Annotated in this window: 2 protein-coding genes; both read right to left on the bottom strand. The window is 64.9% G+C overall.

The annotated features are described in order from the left end of the window. A partial coding sequence (locus LI953_RS15360; protein ID WP_227076963.1) for an AraC family transcriptional regulator ligand-binding domain-containing protein occupies window positions 1-452 on the bottom strand: 452 nt, incomplete at its 3' end. A 48-nt stretch (window positions 453-500) separates the two neighbouring features. After that, the coding region (locus LI953_RS15355) for an SDR family NAD(P)-dependent oxidoreductase (protein WP_227076962.1) at window positions 501-1,076 on the bottom strand (576 nt) is incomplete at its 5' end.

Here is a 1,076-nt window from a genome sequence, read left to right as displayed (position 1 = left end):
GTCTCATGGGCGAAGCGCACGAAGCTGGCGGCGAATTCTTCGCTGCAGAACCGCCCCGTGGCGGGCGGCAGAACGGCGGTCAGCTGGAATTCCAGCGTCCAGCGTCCCGCCGCGACCGAGGAGCGGCCGCGGAATGGCTCCCCGGTGAGGTCGGCGAAATTCATCCAGATCGCCAGGCCGCGGCGCAGGGTGCCGCAACTCAGAATGGCATGGCCGACAATACCCATCTCTGCGAGATGACGGCTGGCCCCGAAGGTTAGAGCGAAATCAGGCGGCGTATCAGCGCAAATCTCACGCACGATGCTGAGATATTCCTGTTGAGTGAAGTCGCGTCCCGCTTGCTGTTGCGCCTCTACCCTGGCGCGCAATTCGGGCAGCTTGGCGACGTTGATCCTGCTTCCTTCGAGGCCCAGAAGATAGCGCTGGATTCTGCGGATATGTGGCCCGGCCATCGTGGCATCACTGCCAGTTCAGGGGAGCGCTGTGGCCAGAGCGGGGCATTATATGGTTCCACGCAGAATGGTTTCGCCACCATCAACCGTTAGCACTTGGCCGGTGATGTGGCGTGCCGCGGCACTCGCGAGGAATACGATCGCCGCAGCCACGTTTTCCGGCTCGCCGAGGCGCCGCATGGGCGTGCGAGCTTGCACGTCGCGCACGAAGGCGGCGTCTTCCGTCAGAGCGCGGATCATGTCCGTGCGTGTCGTTCCAGGGGCCACGGCGTTGATCCACACATTCCTGGGTCCCCATTCCACGGCGAGTTGGCGGGTCAGCTGTTCCAGCGCCGCCTTGGAGACGCCGTAGGCGCCGGAGCGCGGTACGCCGAAATGGGCATTAATCGACGAGACGAAGACCATGGAGCCGGCGCCCTGTGCCGCGATCGCCGGAAGGGTATGGCGGGCGAGGTGCCAGGCGCCGGTGAGGTTGGTGCTGATAACCTTGTCCCATGACGCCGGCTCCAGCTCGCTGACGGGAGAGAAAACCGGGTTGATCCCCGCGTTCGCCACCACGGCATCCAGCCGCCCGCAGCGTGCCAGGGTTTCCTCGATCAAGCGCCGGCACTCTTCGGCTTGGCC

Origin of the sequence: Acidocella sp. KAb 2-4 (genome assembly GCF_020567705.1) — a bacterium.
Lineage (GTDB): Bacteria > Pseudomonadota > Alphaproteobacteria > Acetobacterales > Acetobacteraceae > Acidocella.
This window is presented reverse-complemented; position numbering and strand designations above follow the sequence as displayed.